12 protein-coding genes are annotated in these 18,082 nt (G+C 44.5%); 3 read left to right on the top strand and 9 right to left on the bottom strand.

The genetic code is table 11. From position 1 onward, the window contains the following. From ppk1 to FPZ43_RS09455, 3 genes are read left to right on the top strand one after another with little or no spacing between them, the layout of a single operon-like run. Positions 1–2,037: a polyphosphate kinase 1 gene (gene ppk1, locus FPZ43_RS09465; protein ID WP_146381681.1), complete on the top strand. Its 2,037-nt coding sequence runs from the start codon at positions 1–3 to the stop codon at positions 2,035–2,037. Further along, positions 2,034–2,924, top strand: a complete 891-nt coding sequence (locus FPZ43_RS09460) for an SdiA-regulated domain-containing protein (protein WP_146381680.1) — start codon at positions 2,034–2,036, stop codon at positions 2,922–2,924. Before ppk1 ends, FPZ43_RS09460 begins: the two co-directional genes overlap by 4 nt. A gap of 21 nt (positions 2,925–2,945) precedes the next feature. Beyond that, entirely contained in the window at positions 2,946–5,513 is a 2,568-nt protein-coding gene (locus FPZ43_RS09455; protein WP_146381679.1) for a BamA/TamA family outer membrane protein, read from the top strand. Between the two features lie 193 nt (positions 5,514–5,706). Here the strand turns inward: FPZ43_RS09455 and FPZ43_RS09450 are convergent, their stop codons facing one another. The 9 genes from FPZ43_RS09450 to FPZ43_RS09410 form a co-directional block, all read right to left on the bottom strand. Beyond that, entirely contained in the window at positions 5,707–6,819 is a 1,113-nt protein-coding gene (locus tag FPZ43_RS09450) for a bile acid:sodium symporter family protein (protein ID WP_186461801.1), read from the bottom strand. 35 nt (positions 6,820–6,854) lie between these two features. Further along, positions 6,855–7,781 carry an RraA family protein gene (locus FPZ43_RS09445; protein ID WP_146381678.1) on the bottom strand — a complete coding sequence of 309 codons (927 nt, stop codon included), beginning with the start codon at positions 7,779–7,781 and terminating at the stop codon, positions 6,855–6,857. Positions 7,782–7,846: 65 nt separating this feature from the next. Beyond that, on the bottom strand, positions 7,847–9,097 hold the full coding sequence (locus FPZ43_RS09440; RefSeq protein ID WP_146381966.1) for an amidohydrolase/deacetylase family metallohydrolase: 1,251 nt from the start codon (positions 9,095–9,097) through the stop codon (positions 7,847–7,849). A gap of 110 nt (positions 9,098–9,207) precedes the next feature. Next, positions 9,208–10,422, bottom strand: coding sequence for an aminotransferase class V-fold PLP-dependent enzyme (locus tag FPZ43_RS09435; protein ID WP_146381677.1), 1,215 nt, complete (start codon positions 10,420–10,422; stop codon positions 9,208–9,210). Positions 10,423–10,453: 31 nt separating this feature from the next. Beyond that, positions 10,454–10,912 carry a RidA family protein gene (locus FPZ43_RS09430; protein ID WP_146381676.1) on the bottom strand — a complete coding sequence of 153 codons (459 nt, stop codon included), beginning with the start codon at positions 10,910–10,912 and terminating at the stop codon, positions 10,454–10,456. A gap of 135 nt (positions 10,913–11,047) precedes the next feature. Next, the gene (locus FPZ43_RS09425) at positions 11,048–12,583 is read right to left on the bottom strand and encodes a SusD/RagB family nutrient-binding outer membrane lipoprotein (RefSeq protein ID WP_146381675.1); all 1,536 of its coding nucleotides are present in this window, start codon (positions 12,581–12,583) and stop codon (positions 11,048–11,050) included. Between the two features lie 40 nt (positions 12,584–12,623). Next, positions 12,624–15,872, bottom strand: coding sequence for a SusC/RagA family TonB-linked outer membrane protein (locus FPZ43_RS09420; RefSeq protein WP_146381674.1), 3,249 nt, complete (start codon positions 15,870–15,872; stop codon positions 12,624–12,626). A gap of 326 nt (positions 15,873–16,198) precedes the next feature. Then, positions 16,199–17,170 carry a FecR family protein gene (locus tag FPZ43_RS09415; RefSeq protein ID WP_146381673.1) on the bottom strand — a complete coding sequence of 324 codons (972 nt, stop codon included), beginning with the start codon at positions 17,168–17,170 and terminating at the stop codon, positions 16,199–16,201. 236 nt (positions 17,171–17,406) lie between these two features. Then, entirely contained in the window at positions 17,407–17,976 is a 570-nt protein-coding gene (locus tag FPZ43_RS09410; protein ID WP_146381672.1) for an RNA polymerase sigma factor, read from the bottom strand. Positions 17,977–18,082 lie beyond the last annotated feature (106 nt).

Here is an 18,082-nt window from a genome sequence, read left to right as displayed (position 1 = left end):
ATGCCCCAGCCACAATACTTTAACAGGGATGTTAGCTGGTTAAGCTTTAACGGCCGCGTGCTTGAAGAAGCCGCGTCTGATGCGGTGCCACTGGTTGAGCGTATCAAATTCCTGTCCATTTACTCATCAAACCTCGATGAGTTCTATCGCGTTCGTTACCCCGTTTTGCGTGCGTTGAAAAAGATCAGCAAAAAGGATAATGATATTGATGAGGAGAAGCAGACTGACATACTTGACCAGGTAAACAACCTTGTACTGCAGCAGCAAAACCGCTTTGGCCAGTTACTTACTACACACCTTATACCCGGCTTAAAGGCCAACGGTGTAAAGCTATTATATAATCAGTCCATACCCAATGAGCTCATTAAAGCTACCGAAGATTATTTTTTGACCGAGATACTGGCTTTTTTACAGCCTGTTACGCTTGATAAGGATACCGCCTATTTCCCTGAAAATAATAAACTGTACTTTGTTATCGAGTTAAAAGAAGCTGATAATTGCCGATTGGTACTGCTGAATATCCCATCCGACGAGTTGGCCCGCTTTTTCGGCACTACCGATGCCGACGGGCAGGTAATATGTTTTATTGACGATATTATCCGCAACAACCTCGATAAGCTTTTTAAGGGCATAAGCATTGAAGGTTGCTACAGCATTAAGGTTACCCGTGATGCGGAGCTTGACCTTAAGGACGAATATCCGGGCGAACTGTCTGAACAGATAGAACGCCAGCTATTAAAACGCGACCAGGGTTTGGCAACACGCTTTTTATACCAGAGCGGCATGCCGTTAAGGATACTTGAGCAATTGCAGGATTACCTGGGGCTTAAAAACGCGAACACGGTTGAAGGCGGCAACTATCATAACTTAAAAGATTTTAGCGCCTTGCCCGTAAACAACCCTACGCTTTTATACCCGAAGCAACCGGCTATCGATTTAAACCTATCCAACTCGGAGCCACTTGTGGCGGCAATTGCCAATTCCGACTTGCTCGTCAACGCACCATACCAATCATACGGTACCATACTGCGCTTTTTTAACGAGGCCGCAGCTAATCCTGATGTGGAGGAAATAAACGTTACGCTGTACCGCGTTGCCAGTGATTCACGTATAGTGAATGCACTTATCAGCGCTGCAAAAAGCGGCAAAAAAGTTAAGGTATTGGTTGAACTTAAGGCCCGGTTTGATGAAGCCAATAATCTTAAGTGGGCCAAAAAGCTAAAAAACGCCGGTGCCGAAATTATTTACAGCGTAACCGCCTTAAAAGTACATGCAAAAATTGCGCTGGTGAAAACCCGTATTGGCGATAGGTTAAGCTACTCGGGCTTGCTGGCTACCGGCAATTTAAACGAAGGCACCGCCCGCTTTTATACCGACCATATACTGCTTACCACCAACCATACGCTACTGCGCGAGGTGGAGCTTTTGTTCATTTTTCTTTCCAAACGGCAAAAACCAGGCAAGGATAACCAAATTCATTTCAGCCATTTACTGGTGGCAGGCTTTAACCTGCAAACCAAATTTTTGGAACTGATTGACAGGGAAATTGCCTTTGCGAAACAGGGCCTTCCGGCATCAATCACCATCAAGATGAACAACCTGGAAGAAAAGGTAATGATTGATAAGCTGTACGAGGCATCGCAGGCTGGTGTCAAGATTTCGCTCATTATCCGTGGCATTTGCTGTATCATTCCTGGTGTTGCCGGCATGAGCGATAATATTAGCGTTAAGCGTATAGTTGACCGCTACCTTGAACATGGCAGAATATTTATATTTGGCAACAATGGCTTCCCCGAAATTTATATGGGATCGGCAGATTGGATGAACCGAAACATTTATAACCGCATCGAGATTTGTTTCCCGGTTTATGACGGTGCCGTTAAGCAGCAAATTACAGACCTTATAAACCTGCAACTGCAAGATAATGTTAAGGCTGTAATGATTGACGAACACTTAAACCAGGTAAAGCCGCAGGCAAACGGGCCACTCGTGCAATCGCAGCAGGCCATTTACCAGTACCTAAAAACATCTGTATGAAAAAATTGATTACTTACACCTGCCTCGCAGCAGCCTGCTTTTTTACAGCAGCGTGCAGCCAGGATACCAAGAAAGAAGCAAAAAAGGAAGCCAAGCGCCAGGCTATGGAAAAAGCAGCCAACGCATTTGCATATGATCTTGAAAATCCTTTTAAATACGATATGCCGTCGGACTTGTTAGAGATATCAGGTATTGCATTTGACAAAGGAAACAATGCCCTGCTTTATGCCCAACAGGACGAGGATGGCAACATTTACACCCTAAAACCCGGCGATAAGAAAGCCAAACGAATAAGCTTTGGCAAAAGTGGCGATTACGAAGACCTGGCTATAGTGAACGGCTTTGCGGTGGTTATGCGTAGCGACGGCTCCTTCTTTTCGTTTAAGCTAAGCGAAGTAAACGGCAACAAGGCCAACAATGTAAAAGAAGCCAAAAAGATATTGCCTAAAGGTGAGTATGAAAGCCTTTTTGCTGACGGTAATACCTTATATGTACTATGTAAGCAAAGCCCTAATAGTGACAACAAAAAAGATAGCCCGGGTTATACGCTTAGTCTATCAGCACAAGGCGATATCAGCAAAACAGGGACATTTAATATCGACGTTAAAAAGATCACTTCATTTCTTGATGATGATAAATTAAAGTTCCGTCCATCGGCAATGGCCAAAAACCCTGTTACCGGCGAATGGTATGTGGTGTCGTCAATAAATAAACTGCTGGTGGTGTTAGATAGGAACTGGAATCCGGTTGGTGCCTATCCCATCAATCCAAAATACTTTCGCCAGGCAGAAGGCATCGCTTTTGACAGCCAGGCAAACCTGTATATCTCTAATGAAGGCGACGAGATTTCGCCTGGTAACTTATTGTTATTCAAGCGCAAACAATAACTTTGTACTAAACCTTGCCCCATGATTAAAAAACTACACCTACTCACCATATTATTACCTGCGGCTGCGCTAAGTGCGCATGCCCAGCAATCGCCCAAGCCTCTATTCAAGGACAGTGTCACCGTAAAAGTGCATCCTAAGTATGATAGTGTTGGCAGCATACACAAATTCTTTTTCGGCACCAATTACCGTAAGGAATGGGCTGCAGCCGTAAAACTCCCTGTTATCCGTTTATCTGACGTAGCGGGCGGACTCAAGATAGAGAAAGAAGGCGGCGGAATGCAGTCAAAGTCGTTACGGTTAAAAGATAGAACCGGCAAGGAATGGGTATTGCGCACAGTTGAAAAAACCCCTGATAAACTTTTACCCGAAGCTTTACGCGAAACATTTGCGGTAGATTGGCTTGATGATGCTTTAAGCGGGCAGCATCCTTTTTCGGCACTGGTTATGCCACCGCTGGCCAAAGCCGCACGCGTGCCTCATACAAACCCTGTTATTGGCGTTGTAGCTGCAGACAAGGCGCTTGGCGAATACAGCAAGCTTTTTGTGAACACCGTTTGCCTGCTGGAAGAGCGTGAGCCGGAAGGCGACTCGGACAACACCATAAAGATGCTGGAAAAACTTAAGGAAGACAACGACAACACATTTGACGGCGAAGGCTTTTTACGCGCCCGTATGCTCGACCTTTTGGTTGGTGACTGGGACAGGCATGAAGACCAGTGGCGATGGGCCGATAAGCAAAAGGGATCAGGAAAAATGTACGTAGCCGTTCCCCGCGACCGCGACCAGGTTTTTCATCTCGAGGAGGGTTTGTTTCCGGATATTGCGGCAATGCCCTGGTTAAACCCGCTGTTAGGTGATTTTACGCCAGACCTGCCACATGCAAAATATAACCTTTACAAGACGCGCTTTGGTAACCCCTACCCAGCCGCCCAGATGACGCATGAGCAATACATGGCCATAGTAAATGACTTTGTACGCGCCGAAACCGATGAGGTACTTGAGGCCGGCTTGCGCCGCCTGCCGCCGCCCACTTATAAAATGGGGCATGATGTACTATTAGCCAAGCTTAAAGCCCGCCGGGATAACTTACCTGCGGCTATGGACAAATATTACAAATTGATATACAGCGTTCCGGATATAAGGCTGAGCGATAAAAATGAAAAGGTAACTATTACCGGCATGCCCGATAGCAGCCTTTATGTACTGGTTAACAAAATAAATAAGGAGGGGGAAGTTAAGGACACGTTGATGGCAACCACTTATAGCCCTAAATACACTGAGGAAATCCGCCTGTATACATCAGCCGGGGATGACCAGGTAATTATCAACAACACAACGTCGACCATTAAGCTCAGGGTGGTTGGTGCCGAGGGTAACAAGGTTTACAATGTAGTACAATCACAAAACAAGGTAAGGGTTTACGCCCAGCCTTCAGCTAAGTTTGAGGGCCCGCAGGGCAGCTTTAAAAAGCACCTTGATGCCGATACCATGAACACGCGCTTTGTGCAAACCAATCCATATAATTTTTGGATGCCGCTTGCAACAGCGGCCATTAACGCCGATGACGGTGTTTTATTAGGCGTTGGTGCCAAATACACCAAACGTGATGGTTTTCGTAAGTTACCGTACACCAGTACACAACAACTACTGGTGCTGCATGCTTTTGCTACAGACGCTTTCAGAATACGCTATAACGGCGAGTGGATACAAGCTTTGGGCAAGGCTGACATAACTATGCAGGCTTACATACAAGCGCCTGATAATACCATGAACTTTTTTGGTGTTGGTAACGGCACGGTACTTAATAAGGCCATCCCGGCATACCGCAGGTACTACCGCACCCGTTTCAATACCGTGGAACTTGACCCCGCCTTACGCTGGCGTTTAGGCAAAAGCACAACCATTAGCGCAGGTCCGTCGTTTCAGTATTATCACTTAAATGTAGAGGATAATGCGGGGAGGTTTATCTTCAACAGCTCGCAGATAGGCTCGTATGACAGCCTTACAGTTGATAAAGACCGATACCACCTGGGGGCATCTATCAACCTTATAACTAATAAACGCAAGGGCGGTGTATTACCGGTTGGTGGCTATTTCATCAATATCTGGGCGCAGGGTTACGGCGGCTTAAACAATGCCTCGCGCTCGTACCTTCAAATAAGGCCGGAGTTTTCCTTTTATCAAAAAATCACCAGCAATGGGTCGGTTGTACTGTCCGATCGTATTGGCGGTGGCGTAACATTTGGTAGCCCGGCCTTTTACCAGTCGCTATTTTTGGGCGGGCAGGGTAACTTGTTAGGCTATTTACAGTACCGTTTTGCAGGCAAGCACATGGTGTTTAACAACCTGCAGGGCCGCATAAAACTGGCTAATATTGCAAGCTATATCATCCCCGGGCAACTGGGCCTTTCAGGTTTTTATGATGCGGGCCGTGTATGGTCAGACCATGACAACTCCGACAAGTGGCACCAGGGTGTGGGTGGCGGCGTATACTTTTCGCCGGCTGGTTTAACGGTATTGCAGGTTTTAGCAGGGCACTCCGAAGAGGGCTGGTACCCTTACATCTCACTAAATTTTAGAATTTAAAAAAATAAAACGGGCCCGGTAACACTGGGCCCGTTTTATTTTACTGTAATCCTATCATATTTATGGATATTCACTAGGAAATTATAGTAGAATAGAAGAAAGGAAAGCGCCAGCATTTTCTTGTCAAAGGCTAAGATAATGGCTTATCTTACGCGTTTCGACAAGATCGACATGGCGCTTACCATCTAATACTTTAATGCTTTCTTACCTCCTCGTCCTCATAAGTCTTATCGAGCGGTTTGCGGTGCCAGTAAGTAGCCAGTAACGAGCCTGTAATATTCATAAGCGGACCAAATACTGCCGGCGCAAGGCCAACAGTTGCCATTTTGCCCATCTCCTTTGCCAGGCCAGATGCCAGCCCGCCGTTTTGCATGCCCACTTCAATGGCCATGGTTCGGCAATCGCGTTCGTCCATTTTAAAGAGTCGTCCCGCCCAATAACCCAGGGTATACCCCAGTAGGTTGTGCACCAATACTACCAAAATCAGCATAAAACCTATGTTTAAAAGGCTTGTGCGACCGGCAGCGGTAATCACAACAATAATAAGCGCAATACCCACCATTGATACTATCGGCATAACCACCTCCAGCCACCTGGCACGTTTTAGTAAATATTTATTAAATAAAATACCTGCCCCTATCGGGATAATAACCATTTTAAAAATATCCCACATCATGGTTAATACATCTATTTTGATAAAGGCCCCGCCAAGCAGTTTCATCAGCAATGGCGTAAAAAAAGGAGCCAGCATGGTAGATACTGCTGTAATTGTAATAGATAATGCCAGGTTTGCTTTGGCCAGGTACGATATTACGTTTGATGCCATGCCATTTGGTGAGCAGCCAATAAGTATGATGCCTGCCGAAATTTCGGGCGGGAAGCCGCTGATACTGGCCAGCGTAAAGCCAAGCAAAGGCATAATTAAAAAATGGCTGAAAACCCCAATAAAAACACCCTTTGGCATTTTAATAACGCCAGCAAAATCGGCTACGCTCATGGATGTGCCCATACCAAACATAATGATCTGGATGAGTGGCGTAATAAGTGCAGATAGCTTAAAGCCATTTACCGTGATGAAGTATTGTGGATAATAGAGCGCAGTAGTTACCGCAGCGAATATTACTACAGTGTACGAAAAGCCCTTAAGCAGCTTAAAGCCTCTGAAAGATATGGCCAGCAATAAAAACGCTGCTATATAAAGCGGCCCGGCTTGTTCTATGCCGCCGCTTATGGTTAAGCCCAATGCGCCAAACAAACTTAGGGTAGCCAAAACGGCTAATATTTTAAAAATGTTGATCGTTTTCATTTTTGTGTGAGATATGTGATAATACGATCAACCGGTTACCAAGTACGTTTTTCCATAAACGCGTCGAGCTGCGCACGAGTCATTTTCATTTCGCCGGGGTTTTTATCGAGCCATTTAATAAAAGCATCTTTTATGGCCGGTGTCCACTGGCTATCAATCTCGCCTGTGGTGTAAGTGCCTGCTTTAAGCATGGCCTGCCCAAACTTATCGCGCAGGCCAATAAACTCTGCCGTAGCAATAACTTTTTCGGCCATGTGGGCCGGGATAAACAAAACACCTTCACGATCAGATATTACCAAGTCACCTGGCAATACCACGGCATGGCCTATACGTATGGGCGTATTCAGCCCCATCAACACTACCTCATCTAAATATGATGGATCAAAATCGCGCACGTAAGCATTAAAGCCTTCTATTTTTGCCAGGCCCGTGAGGTCGCGCGCCGAACCATCGAAAATTACGCCTGCACCTGTTTTGCTAAAAATGGAATTACCCAGGTTATCACCAATCAACGTACCCGCTTTTATCTTGCCCATGCCATCGGCAACGTAAACATCGCCTTTGGTAAGTACATCGATAGGCCATGCATTGGTGTTGCCCTTTTGTCCCTGCTTGGTGCCGCGTGCTTTTATATTTTTTTCAATATCCGGCCGGGTAGGCATAAACATGGCCGTAACAGCACGGCCAACCACCGGGTTATCATTAACTGTTTTCCATCCTCCTTCAAACTGGTTGTTGTAACCTTCGTTGCGCAAAACTGTCCAGGCTTCTTCAATGCCCACGTTTTTAGCACGCTCTATCAAGGCATCGGATATTTTGGGGCGGCCATCTTTAAAACGTTCGCCTTTCCATTCAGACGTCAGGAAAAGCAGTTCGTCTTTACTTATGGTTTGCGCTTTAAGCGAGTTGCCCAATAACGCGGCTGACAGCAGCACACCGGTGGCCAGTAAATTTATCTTCATTATAATTGGTTAAAACAGGTTTATATAAATGGCTGCACCTGGTTATAATGCAGCCATTGCACACTTTACTTTGATAGCACCATTGGCGTTACAATGCCATTTAAATCATAAACTATTTTGCCTGCACGCAGGGTTAGTTCGCACTCAAGCTTCTTGGTCGCCTCAACCTTGCGCCCGGTGTAGTCGAAATAGCCAAACTTGCCCTCACGTACATTCAGCACAGCAACATCAGCCTCGGCACCTACCGACAAGTTACCTAATTCTTCTCTTTTAATTTCGGCAGCCGGGTTTGAGGTCGATGCCTTGATCACACTTTTTAACTCCATACCCATAGCCAGGAATTTCGACATGGTAGTAAGCATATCCTTCATAGCATTGTTCATGCTGCCAGTATGGATATCCGTACTTATAGAATTAGGAAAGAAGCCGTCTTTAATAGCCGGTATGGCCTGTGAGTAGGCAAAGCTGATACCACCATAGCCTACATCAAATACTATCCCTTTTTTGCGGGCCTCCCATACAAATGGTTTTACTTTTTGCGTCTTCAAATCTACAATGTACTCGCGCCCGTTAAGCTGCCCAAAGCAATGCGTAAATATATCGCCGGGGCGCAGGTGCTTCATAAATAATTCTTCTAATGGCAACGGCGGTACGCTGCCGCCAAAATCAACCATTACAGGCAGGCCGCCTGCCAACTTACCTGCCTCAACGGCGCGGTCGGCTGGTGTCCAGTCGTGGCCCTCGTAGTGGGCAAGTTTAAAACCTACCACATACTTTTTGTACTTACGCGCCACCAGGGCAGACATCTTAGGGTCCATATCGTTCAGGTTTTGCTCGTAACCCCCACGCATGCCTTCACCCACAATGTTGATGAATGCCAATACACGCGTTTGCGATTCATCAATAGTTTGGGCCTTAAACGTAGGAAAAGTGCGCCAGCCCGAACTACCTGCATCAACAACAGTTGTAACCCCATTCCTGAAAGTAAAACCATCAGGCGGCAGGGCCAGGTTGCCGTTTTCATACTGATGATCGGGCTGGGTACCAAAAAAATTGTGCGTGTGGATATCTATCAAGCCGGGCGTTACATAAAGCCCTTTTGCGTCAACTACCTGCCTGCCATCTTTTGCGTCAATATCTTTTGCAACCTTTGCAATCTTGCCATCGTTTATGGCAACATCCATCAAGCCGTCAATATTATTTTTAGGGTCGATAACGTGCCCCCCTTTTATTACAATGCTATATGTTTGGGCATGCGCTACGCCAAGCAAACCTGCCAAACCCAACATTAAAACAACAATATTCTTCTTCAACATCATCCAAAATTTTAAAAATAGCTATCCCGTTCGGGCCAGTTTACAGGTTGTCCGTTCTGCAGGAAAGCAAGAAAATCAATGATTTATCCCCCTCGGGTTTTAATGCATAATTAAGCAATTACAGCTTTTTGCAATATTTCTTTTACGCGACCCGCCACAACATCAATTTGGTCTGGCCGTAATAGCACAACCCCAATTACCAGCGAGTCGCCTTTGTCATTAGCAACTATACTTGGTGTGCCATCCTTAAGTGCCTTTACCACCTCTCTTGGCGAGGTACCTATCTTGGCTTTATCCCAACTTGCAAATAAACTCGGGAAAGCGTTTGCAGGGCCCGGATCAACAACTGTTTTGGTTTTTACCGATGGCAAGGTCTCTAACTTTGCACCTATTGTTTTGGTACGCTGCAACCAGTCGGCCCATTCCTTTTTATGGTCGCGCTCCAGGTATGATTTTAATGCGGCATACATGCCAAACATTTCTTCTTTGTTAACCTTCATTGGCCGGCCAATTGGCGCCTCGTGCGGGCTATGGTTTAGCCTTGCAGCGGTTATAAGGTCTTTACGGCCAAATAGCAATCCGGCGCTTTGCGGGCCGCGCATCATTTTACCGCCCGAGAAAGTTACCAGGTCAAATCCCATTTTTTGAAACTTGAAAAGATTTTCAACCGGTGGCACATCCGCAGCAGCATCCAAAAAGGTTGGGATCTTTTTCGCCTTTGCAACCTTTAAAAAATCCTGATGGGTAATGCTGCTTTTTTCGGCAGCGTTAAAAAACAGAGCCATTACTGTATTGCTGTTTATGGCTTTGGCCATTTCATCGGCACCCTCAACCTCCATAATTTTTGCCCCTGTTGTGCTTATTGCCTGGTCAAACAAATACCTGTGCGACTTTTGCATGATCACCTCGGGCCTTGGGCCGGGCAGGTTTGGCAGCATCTTTATTTTTTCGGCATCGGTGCCGGTAATGCAAGCTGCAGTGCCCAGCAACATTGCGCAGGCTGCGCCTGATGTTACCATGGCTGCTTCCACATTCAGCATTTCTGCAATTTTACCGCCTACTTTATCCTGCAACTCATACATGTTGGCAAAATCATGAGCGGTAGAATTAATGGCTTCCAAAACCTCGGGCAGCATCAGGGAGCCCGATAAAAAGGTCATGGTAACTGATGCATTGATTACAGGTGTTACGCCAAGTTCCTCAAACAAATCACGTTTAGGGGCTGCTGCTACCTCGGTCAATATATTTTTTGAAGATGCCCTTGCAGCCAGTGCTCCCGTAAATGGAAGTATGGAAAGGCTCTTTAATACGTTTCTGCGTTTCATTATTAAATTTTAAAAAGGGATAAGAAGCAAACTATACGTATGCAATGCAATCCATCTCGACAAGCGAGTTGCCGGGTACACCGCCTTTTGCAACAGCAACCGTAGTACGTACCGGTGGTTTTTTGCCAAAACGGCCTTTGTATACTTCGTTCATACCCTGGTAGTCGGCAATATCATTCAGGTAAACATTTACCTTCAATACCTTTTCCATTGATGAGCCTGCTTTTTTAAGCTCTGTTTCAAGTTCTTTCAGCACGATCTCGGTATGGGCCTTTATCTCAAAAGGCTCAACGTGCGCGCCCTTGCCGGCCACGAAAATCATATTGCCTAACCTGGTTGAACCAGAGAATAGCGGCACATCTTCGTACTCTGTTACGTTGTTCACTTCCTTCTCATCAGCAGTTTGTATAGGGCTTGCTTTTGCAAAACCTAAAACTGAGATACCGGCTATAGAAGCCAGCATTTTTTTTACGATAGATCTTCTTTCCATTGCTTGGTTTGCTTATGTGTTACTAAAATATTTACAGATGTGCATGTTTATACAAAGGCTTTAAATAGCCCGCCGGGTGTAGCTCTCCGGCGGGACTATTCCCTCTAATTAACGAACACGATCTTTATCAATCTATTATGGACGATCCCACCACATGCGGGTAAGGAACTCATCAGGACCCTGGCGAGCGATAACAGCATTATAGTTTTCGCCGTTTAAGTTTTGCTCTGTTGCCGGGTATAAGAATCTGCGGAATATTTTACCACCTGTTGCATTACCCACATAAGTGTTTGGTACCAACGCAGGGTAACCTGTTCGCCTGTAGCTTGCAAATACTTCTGTTGCGTTAGGGAAAACACCAACCCAAAACTGGGTGTATATCTGCTCCATTTGCTGTGCAAAACTGCCCGCAGTATTCAGCTTGTGATATTTGATGTACGTTTGGATTTGGTTACTGCTGATTACGCCTGCATTTCCGCTGCCAAAAAGTGCCCATTGGCGCATAGCCGCACTTATACCATTTTCATATAAAGTACTTGCCGTTGCGGCAGAGTACCACCCACGCAAGGCAGCCTCGGCTAACAAAAAGTTTGTTTCGGCGTTGGTAAGCAACAGGTATGGGCTGTTGAGCTGCAATATAGTTGCCGGATTAGGCTCAGAGTATGTACCAAAGTCCGTCGGCTTGGTACCCAACTTGGCCGACATGCCTTTTTGCGTAGCAGAAGTAGTATCTGCCAATTTATTAACCCAAACTACCGAGAGCACAGCCAGGCGCGGGTCTTTATTATCTTTAAGATAATTGATGAACACGTCCTGGTATTTACCACCCTCTGTGTTGCTTACACCATCAGCTTTGCTGTAATCTGAGTTGAACCAGTTAAAGGCCAAGGGGTTTTTATTGATGTCCTGCCCGGCAAGTACATATCCGTTTACACGGGCCATATCTGCATCGTCAATTATCACACCGCCTGCAATTGCTTTTTTAGCCCATGTTTCGGCAGCTGCTATATCTACTTTGGTCATGCGCATAGCTAAACGCAGCATCAAGGAATACGCGAACTTTTTCCACTTGGTTACATTCCCTGCATACATAAGGTCAGCCGCACCAAATGTTGTGGTATTGCTCGCATTGAATGCTGATGCAGCCTCATCAAGCTCTTTTAGCATATCTGCGTAAATTGCTTTTTGCTCATCATACTTAGGCTTGTATATAGCTTCGGTGTAACCCTTTGCAGCATCAGAATAAGGTATATCCCCGTACAAATCTGTAACACGGCTAAAGCAATATGCTCTCCATACACGGGCAGCAGATAAAAGGTTTATCTGGTCCGGATTGGCTTTAACAGCATTTATAACCTGTGTAATCTCATTGATCTCTTTTGGATAGGCATTGTTAAACACTGTCCATGATTGCTGGCTTTGGGCCAACACGTATTTTGCACCAAAGCCTGCCACATCGTTATAGCTTGTGGTATACTGCATGGTACCATGCAACAAGTTCAGCACATCACCGGCTCCATCAAGCTGTGCCTTTGTAAACACATAGGCAGGCGTAGGGTTGGGCGATGCATTGGGATTTGTGTTAAGCGCCTCAAAATTCTTGTCGCATGACTGGAGGAGCATACCGCCGGCCAAGCAAACTGTTATATACTTAAGGAGATTTTTTTTCATGTTAATTGTCATTTTAAATGATCATCAATAACTCATCTAATTAAAACTTAACCATAAGGTTCACACCAAAGCTTCTGGTTCTTGGCAAACCAAACGACTCGAAACCCTGGCTTGATCCGTTTGTAAAGCTCGACTCCGGATCGAAGTTGTCGGTCTGTTTGTAGATAGTAAGCAGGTTGCGGCCCACAAGTGATACCGAAGCACCCTGAACGCCAAGCTTTTTAAGGCTTGTTGTTGGCAAGGCATAGCTTAAAATAACCTGGCGCAGCTTTACAAAGCTTGCATCATGCAAAAACAGTTCGGAGTATGACTTATAGTTATCGTAATAAGTACGTAGATCTGCCACAGGCACTGTTCTTGAATAGGCGTTACCGGCCTGATCAACACCGCTTATTAACAAACCGCCATCACGGCCCGGCAGCGTGGTTTTCATTAAACCAAGGCGGGTACCGTATATCTCCATTAACGACAATATTTTGTTGCCAAACTTGCCATCAACCAAAATATTGAGGCTGAACCTTTTGTACTTGAAGTCGTTTGTTAAACCCATTGTTAGTGGTGCTACACCGTTACCCAATGTTTGCAAACCAGTGGCAACAGGTAAGCCTGTTGTTGCGTTGAAAACAGTTTGGCCGGCAGCGTTTTTAAGCATACGTGTACCAACAATAGCACCGTAAGGCTGGCCTACAATGTTGTTGATATAGCCCCAGCCGTTAACAGATGATGCCATTTGGATTTGGTTAAGGCCGGCAGCAAGCCTTACTACCTCATTTTTGTTGTAAGCTACGTTGTAGCTTGCGCTCCAGGTAAAGTTTGGTGTTTTAATAGGTGTACCTGTAACCAAACCCTCTATACCTTTGTTGCTAAGCTCCCCAACATTCAATAACACATTATTATAACCCGATGCAACTGTGATTGCCGTTGACACGATATCATTTGTTGTTTTACGGTTGTATAATGTCAAATCAAAACCTACGCGGTTATTTAGGAAACGTGCTTCAACGCCCACCTCTGTTGTGGTTGATGTATAGGGGCGCAAATTCATGTTGGTAATAATCGGGCTCGATACTGCCTGCAAAGGCTGGCCCGAGCTTGGCAGCATGGTGAATGCCTGGTTGATCTGGTAAGGATCAGGAGCACCGCCACCTACCTGCGCCCATGAAGCACGCAACTTGGCATAGCTTATTGATTGCGGCAATCGCACAGCTTCTGACAGTACAAAGCTACCACCTACCGACGGATAGAAGATTGTATTGTTTTGCGGGCTAAGCGTTGAGAACCAATCCTGACGGCCGGTTACTGTTAAATATGCAAAGTTTTTAAAGCTAAAATCTGCCGAACCCATTAAAGAGTTAATCGCCGTTTTGTTATTGGTTGGCGTGGTAGATATAGTGGATAAGTTTGTTGAACTGTAGAAGTAAGGTATGATGTAGTTACTGCCTGCAATATTGCTTTGGTTATAAACCGAACGCTGCTGATTGGCGCCTACAAAAGCTGATATACCGAAATCCTTAACTTTTTTAGTGTAATTAAGCGTTAACAAACCGTTGGTTTCTGATGCATCCGCCTTTAACTCATTATACTGACCAAATGGTACGTACAACGTTCCTGTAGGTATAATGTAGCTGTAATTATAGTAGTAGAAGTCACGGCTAACAACGCCTTTTAATGAAAGGTCCTTAAATATTTCATACGTTACGCCTGCCTGGCCAATAAACCTGTTTTTGGTGTCGCGCTGTTGATATTTGTTTACAACGAAATAGCTGTTTGACGCGATAGATGCATCGTTCCACATGATTTCGTTATTATTTGCATCATAACCCGGCGATAACCAGCGGATATCTTCGGTATTGGCAATCATGTAAGGTGTCCAGTTAGGGTTACCCAAGGCATCACCCGCACTGGCTCTGTTTTTGGCCGTTTCGATGTTATACTGCGCTAAAGCTTCGAAGCTTAGTTTTTTGCTTAGTTTGCCGCTAACGTTTAAGTTGAACGTTTTACGATCGAAACCGCTGTTAGGCAAAATACTTTTGCTATTTAAATCGGCCATTGAAAAACGATAGGTTAACGCTTCGCTGCCACCTGTAAAGGCTACCGTATTGGTGAACGTTGTACCCGTGCGGTAAAAGTTTTTAATATTATCGCGCTGGGCAGTGTATGCATGTTCCTTACCATCTAAACCAATGAATGGTGAGCCGTCAATTTTGGCACCGAACGAGCGGCGACCAGTTGTTTGAGATGCCCCAAGTGTCATTGGTTTTACACCGCCGTCGCCCTGGCCATATTCATATTGCCAATCAGGGAAAACAGCCGGGGTTTCGGCAGTAAAGGTTGTGTTGTATTCAACACCGATACCTTGCTGTGCACGGCCCTTTTTGGTTGTAATTAATATAACACCGTTTGCTGCACGAGCACCGTAAAGGGCCGCAGCAGTACCACCTTTAAGTACACTGATTGACTCGATATCGTCAGGGTTGATGCCTGCAATACCATCGCCGCGGTCAACGTTGCCGCCGCCTGCGTTTGTTGCTGCACTACCACCCGGTACCGAGTTATCAATAGGCATACCGTTTACTACATAAAGTGGCTGGTTACTGCCCGATAATGAACCATTACCACGTATTAAAACACGGCTTGACCCGCCTGGGCCGGTTGATAAGCCGGTGGCATTTACACCCGCAACTTTACCTGTAAGGGCATTGGCTACGTTGTTTTCACGCGCTTGGGTAAACTCATCGCCTTTAACTTCTGTAACTGAATAGGCAAGTGCTTTCTTTTGGCGCGATATACCCAAAGCGGTTACAACTACCTCGTTTAGGTTGTTTTGATTTTCCAAAAGCTTTACATCGATAGTTTGCCTGCCAGCTACGGCAATCTCCTGGGTTACAAAACCCATATACGAAAATACCAACACAGCATTTTCGTCGGGAGTTGTAAGCGTGTAACGGCCATCGGCGTTGGTTACCGTCCCTATGCCTGAGTTCTTTACCTTTACGCTAACACCAATCAAAGGCTGGCCGGTACCGTCAGACACCTTGCCGCTCACTTTAACCGGGGCAATTTTTGATCCTGCTTCGGCTGTGGCAACCAGCTTTTTATCTATTAAAATTACGCTTCCGGATATGGCGTAATCCATTCCTATCGGGTTAAGGATTTTTTTCAGAACTACGCTTACCTGTTCGTTTTTTACACTCAGGCTTACTTCCTGGTCATTAACAATACCGTTGCTGAAAACAAAACTGATCTTTGTTTCTTTATTGATTTGTTTGAGTACGTTTTTTACCGGCATATTAACCACATTTAGTGTTATGCGGGTATTTAAATCTTGCGCGGTGATGCTGCTTGCCTGTACCTGATTAATACAGACAGCGAAGATAGTTGTAACAATTATTATCCGTGTGAGTGCTTTGCACAGCAAGTTGAAGGACAATGATTTATTTGTCATATATTTGATCAAAATTTGTAGTGATGAAATACCCTTACGGGAAACTATGAATTTGTTGGGCCTCGAGCCCTTAAAGGTTGGGTGTGCTGGAACACATTCAACCTTTTTTTATTTGTGTCTTTTTTCAGTCAATAGGCTTAAGGGGTTTAGTTTAAAATCAATTAGTTTAGTTAGTATTTAATAATATAAGTGTTTTGCTGCACCTTGTATTGCGAGTGTGTAAGCTTGGTAAGCGCCCCCAGAATATCCGGCAAGCTACGACCTTGGAAAATACCCGTAATACGCTGATTGCTTAGCTTCTCACTATCTATCTGGATGTTAACGCCAAACCTGTTGCTTAACTTAGTTGCAACATCATTAAGGTTGGCATTGTCAAAAATCAGTTTATTATCGCGCCAGGCAATAGCATCTTCCGGGTTGGCTAACATGCCGGTATCAAAGCTTTGGCGCCCAGGTTTTACAGTGGCCCAGTGTCCGCGCGTTAGTACTTCAAGCGCCTTACTTTCTTCGTTCTTAACGGCAACCTTGCCTGTAAGTACCGTAACATTCATAGCCTGATTTTTTGCGTAGGCGCTTACCGTAAATGATGTGCCCAATACATTTGTTGTTAACTTGCCAGAGTGAACTACAAATGGCTTTGCAGCATTATGTGCCACCTCAAAATAAGCTTCGCCTGTTAAATAAACCTCACGCTTTTTAGCGTTAAAATTTTCAGGATAACGCAAAGTGCTGTTTGCGTTAAGCGTAATTGTTGAACCGTCCGCGAGGTGTATCACCCTGGTTTGTGCAGCGGCGGTTTTCTGACTCACATAATTTATCTCAGCTTGGATATCAGCTTTGTGATTAAAAAAGAATGCACTGGCGCAGGCCACAAATGCAATAACCGCCGCATATTTTAGTCGCAGCTTACTCTTCTTTTGAGCCCAAAGCCTAAGCACTATGTTATTATGCATAGTATCCCAATTGGCATTTTGGTGATGTTTGTTGGATGCCTGCTCCCACTGCTCCTGCATAGCGCCGTTAAAATCATCGAAATTTTTGGAACTCTTGACTTCTTCCAAAAATTCGGCAAATTCCTCTTTTGTACATTTATTGTTGATGTACTGATTTAAAAGGTAAGATTTGCGTTGCTTTGAGTCCATTAATGTTGCTTAATACTCTAAAGACACAGCAAAACACCAAACAGACTAATCCAAATCAAAAAAAACCTTACAAATTTTAACAAATAATTAGCGAGACAGAATCAAATTTAACTTTAAGCCAAAAATGAGTAGGTAAAACCTCAAAAAAAGTTACTAAAATTTGATTTTAAGCAAGATTATTAAGTTACTTAGTGTAAATAACACACCTTTTCCTTTAAAATCATATTTAAATAAGATTAAAACAGCAATATACCTGAAAAAATAAGGGCAATTGTAGGATTTACACCATTTTTTGAGAGATAGGTATTTATAAAACTAAGCGCAGCCATTAAGTGATTTTTTACGGTATGCTTTGATAAATTAAGATGTTCCGCAATTTCATCATAATTTAAGCCGTCTTCTTTACTCAGTTTATAAACCAATTGGCGTTGCGGAGACAAGTTGTTAACTGCAGTTGAGATAAGCTGCTTGCATTCGGAAATGGCCATGCTGGCTTCAGTATTATTATGGTCGGTAACGGCAACACGCATTAGCTCGTTAACCAAACGGGTATCGCTGGCTGCCTTGCGCAGATAGTTTAAAGCGTAATTACGCGTTATGGTATAAATGTATCCGCCAAGGTTGGTAACATCCTTTAAAGCATCTTCATTCATCCAAAGCTTTATAAATATCTCCTGCGTTATTTCTTCGGCAGCATAGTGGGATTTGGCAATGGCATAAACCTGCGTATAAACCTGTTGTTTATATGCATCAAAAACTTCTTCGAAAGTTAAACCCGGATGTCGTTTAAGATTAAAGCCCCTCATACAGATATGATTGTGCTACTGATTATAATTTCATTCCTAATGTAATTAAAAAATTACATCATCCAATCAAAAGAAAACAAAATGTTAAAATACTGTTAAACTTTTC

The sequence above is a fragment of the Mucilaginibacter pallidiroseus genome (assembly GCF_007846085.1).
Classification (GTDB): Bacteria; Bacteroidota; Bacteroidia; order Sphingobacteriales; family Sphingobacteriaceae; genus Mucilaginibacter; species Mucilaginibacter pallidiroseus.
This window is presented reverse-complemented; position numbering and strand designations above follow the sequence as displayed.

Excerpts from the sequence above, each read along its gene's own strand:
- ppk1 (WP_146381681.1), top strand. The coding sequence starts at position 1 with ATGCCCCAGCCACAATACTTTAACAGGGATGTTAGCTGGTTAAGCTTT.
- FPZ43_RS09435 (WP_146381677.1), bottom strand. The coding sequence starts at position 10,422 with ATGAAACGCAGAAACGTATTAAAGAGCCTTTCCATACTTCCATTTACG.
- FPZ43_RS09460 (WP_146381680.1), top strand. The coding sequence starts at position 2,034 with ATGAAAAAATTGATTACTTACACCTGCCTCGCAGCAGCCTGCTTTTTT.
- FPZ43_RS09455 (WP_146381679.1), top strand. The coding sequence starts at position 2,946 with ATGATTAAAAAACTACACCTACTCACCATATTATTACCTGCGGCTGCG.
- FPZ43_RS09415 (WP_146381673.1), bottom strand. The coding sequence starts at position 17,170 with ATGGACTCAAAGCAACGCAAATCTTACCTTTTAAATCAGTACATCAAC.
- FPZ43_RS09420 (WP_146381674.1), bottom strand. The coding sequence starts at position 15,872 with ATGCCGGTAAAAAACGTACTCAAACAAATCAATAAAGAAACAAAGATC.
- FPZ43_RS09430 (WP_146381676.1), bottom strand. The coding sequence starts at position 10,912 with ATGGAAAGAAGATCTATCGTAAAAAAAATGCTGGCTTCTATAGCCGGT.
- FPZ43_RS09440 (WP_146381966.1), bottom strand. The coding sequence starts at position 9,097 with ATGTTGAAGAAGAATATTGTTGTTTTAATGTTGGGTTTGGCAGGTTTG.
- FPZ43_RS09410 (WP_146381672.1), bottom strand. The coding sequence starts at position 17,976 with ATGAGGGGCTTTAATCTTAAACGACATCCGGGTTTAACTTTCGAAGAA.
- FPZ43_RS09425 (WP_146381675.1), bottom strand. The coding sequence starts at position 12,583 with ATGAAAAAAAATCTCCTTAAGTATATAACAGTTTGCTTGGCCGGCGGT.
- FPZ43_RS09450 (WP_186461801.1), bottom strand. The coding sequence starts at position 6,819 with ATGAAAACGATCAACATTTTTAAAATATTAGCCGTTTTGGCTACCCTA.
- FPZ43_RS09445 (WP_146381678.1), bottom strand. The coding sequence starts at position 7,781 with ATGAAGATAAATTTACTGGCCACCGGTGTGCTGCTGTCAGCCGCGTTA.